This is a genomic window from Bradyrhizobium sp., from assembly GCF_049586575.1.
Taxonomy (GTDB): domain Bacteria; phylum Pseudomonadota; class Alphaproteobacteria; order Rhizobiales; family Xanthobacteraceae; genus Bradyrhizobium.
This window is the reverse complement of record NZ_JBAVCF010000491.1, coordinates 1-2,687: the sequence shown is the minus strand read 5'-3', so window position 1 is coordinate 2,687 and position 2,687 is coordinate 1. Positions and strand designations below refer to the sequence as shown.

At 55.4% G+C, this 2,687-nt stretch carries 2 protein-coding genes and 1 pseudogene; 2 read left to right on the top strand and 1 reads right to left on the bottom strand.

Going from position 1 to position 2,687, the window contains the following annotated elements; genetic code table 11:
- A pseudogene (locus tag WB528_RS18995) lies at window positions 1–342 on the top strand (integrase); the annotation flags it as partial.
- A 228-nt stretch (window positions 343–570) separates the two neighbouring features.
- Here WB528_RS18995 and WB528_RS18990 read toward each other — a convergent pair.
- A complete protein-coding gene (locus WB528_RS18990) occupies window positions 571–1,518 on the bottom strand; it encodes a LysR family transcriptional regulator (RefSeq protein ID WP_423889937.1) in 948 nt (315 codons plus the stop codon).
- 129 nt (window positions 1,519–1,647) lie between these two features.
- On the opposite strand from WB528_RS18990, the gene WB528_RS18985 reads away from it, so the two are divergent.
- Window positions 1,648–2,154, top strand: a complete 507-nt coding sequence (locus WB528_RS18985) for a lipocalin-like domain-containing protein (RefSeq protein WP_423889936.1) — start codon at window positions 1,648–1,650, stop codon at window positions 2,152–2,154.
- Window positions 2,155–2,687: the final 533 nt, after the last annotated feature.

Below are 2,687 nucleotides of genomic sequence, written 5' to 3'. Positions count from 1 at the left end.
TACAACAACGAGCGGCCGCACCAAGCGCTTAACATGCGCTGTCCTGCCGAGCTCTACCTGCCCTCAACGCGCACCTACGCTGGCTTGCCTGAGCTCGATTATCCGTTCCACGACAAGACTGTCACCGTCACCACATGCGGCCGAATCTGCTTCAATCGCCACAAGATCAACCTCAGCCTCGTCTTCGCCGGCCAAAGCGTCGGCATCAAACAGGTCAGCGACCAGATTTGGCTGGTCAGCTTTATGGCTTATGATCTCGGTTACTTCGACCACGAGACATGCAGGCTCGAACCAATCGATAATCCCTTCGGGCCAAAAGTGTTACCCATGTCTCCAGTATAAACCGTAACCTATGTGTCCGGAACGGACCCGGTCTCTGCGGGCCATTTCCGGCTTGCGGGAAAAGTCCGCCGTTCCCGCCAATTTGCGAAACCCGTGGCGGTCTCCGTGGTCGAAACTCGGCGCTCATCTGTCGCCAGATCGCGAATTTCAGCGGTTAGTCTCCAGTCCCGAATTGCCAATTTGGATGTCTGCCATCACGGCAGAATCTTCTGTGGAAGTCTCTGTCACCTATTTGCGCGACCTCCCTACCAAACGGTGAGATGGATAGACGCCCATACTGGGCGGTGTTGCCGGGGAAACGCCGCGTCGGACAGCTTCCGCCTTTAAGAAGGAAATCAAGGCTTGTAGTGGCCCGCTCACCTGTCGACGACTTGGGTGATAAAGAAAAAACCCCGATAGCCTCGGCGACCATTCCGTAAGCAACGGCACAAGACGGCCCGCTTTGAGATCGGCAGCAATATAATCGTGCAACAGATACGCAAGCCCTAGACCATCCCGGACCGCGCGAAGCGAAAGCTCTATGTCGTTGACGATCAAACGACCTTCGACCGAGGCACGTAGGCTTCTACCATTCTTTTCAAAATCCCATCCGAAGATGGCACCATTCGGCAAGCGATTGCGGATACACTCATGGTGACGCAGATCGCGGGGGGTTTTGGGCCGAGGGCGATTCTTCAGATAATCAGGTGAAGCGACTACGAGAAAGCGGACTTCGCCCACTACCCTCATAGTGATCATGTCGTGGTCGATTTGCTCTCCGAGGCGAATGCCCGCGTCAAAACCTTCTTTAACGATATCTGCGGGCATTTTGACAACGGCGACGTCCAATTGGATACCGGGATACTCACGCATAAACCGCGCAAGGATCGGTTCGATAAGAAAGGTACCGACGGGCGGCTGCACGACAAGGCGCAGCAGTCCAGTCGGATTCAGTCGATAATCGGCAAGTTCATCGGCAGCCGCTTTCAATGCGAAAAGCGAAGGCTGCACGCGCGCCAGCAAGCGTGCACCTGCCTCAGTAAGCGAGACGCTGCGGGTCGTCCGGTTCAACAGCCGAATCCCAAGTCTTTCCTCCAGCGCTCGAACATTTTGGCTTAGCGTCGAGCGGCCAACGCCCAGTTGGGTTGCCGCTTTGGAGAAGCTCCGCTGCTCGGCAATCGCAGCAAACGCGGACATTTCCGCAAATTCGGTGCCACGAATTGTTCGGCCTCCGCGAACAGGTCGTTTCAACAATAGCGAATTATCACATGATGAGGTTTCGGGTAAATCCAAGCAAGAGAGCGTTGGATTCTAAAGGAGCTTCAAATGTCTCGGAGAATACCGGTCCTCGCGATAGTATGTCTGGCATGGCCGCTCCTTTGTGGTCGCGCCGCAACAGCTCAGCCTGCGGTCGATCAATTCAAGGGTACCTGGACGCTCGTTTCTATCCGCTACGTGAGCCCAGACGGCTCATCGATTGAACCGTTCGGGCCGAACGCCAAAGGCATGCTGGTATTTGACGGCACGCGTTTCGCCACACAAGTCATGGCGGCCAATCTACCGAAATTTGCGTCCCACAACCGAATGGTCGGTACGCTGAAAGAGTACGAAGCGATATCGCACGGGGTGGTCGCGTATTTCGGCACCTACACCGTGAGGGAACCCGATCGTATTCTCACTCTTCACATTGAGCGCAGTTCATTCCCAAACTGGGAGGGAATCGACCAACTGAGGAAGTTCGAGTTTGTGGGTGGCGAGTTGCGTTACACGGCAGCCAACTCGACCGCCAACCCCGCAGAATCCGCGCAACTTGTATGGAAAAGAGCCCGTTGACTGATAACGCTGCCCTTGGGCGAATGGGGAATAAATGGGCGCAGGCAACCATGAAGACAGTCCAAGCGGCACGTTTATTCTCAAGCAACCTGTCCGAGCGGGAAGAATTATAGGAGCAAAGGGACTTTTGCTCGCAACGTTTTGATCGACGTCTGCCATTATTATTCTCTCTAAATCATCACCATCCCGCACGCGCTGGCGCGGTGTCAGTCGGTCCGGTGAATCGACGGCACGTTGGTCTATTACTGAAAAATTTGCTGCAGCGAGCGATTAGCTGAAATTTCTCCTTAAGTGCTAACAATCCGCCGCAGCCCCGTGTTCAACTGGGTCGGCAAGACAATCGCCGTAACGGGCAGGTCAGCGGGCGCTGTAAGGAAGGCTCTCGAAGGAAGAGCCGGCAGGGCTTCTCGGCGAGCTAGCGGTCAGGCGCCGCCGCCTATCTCATCTAACGCAGTCGCAATCTCGGGCTGGTCCGCCTCACCGCAACCGGCTTAAATGGGTATAATCCCTATTGTTCTTTATCTCTGGCACGC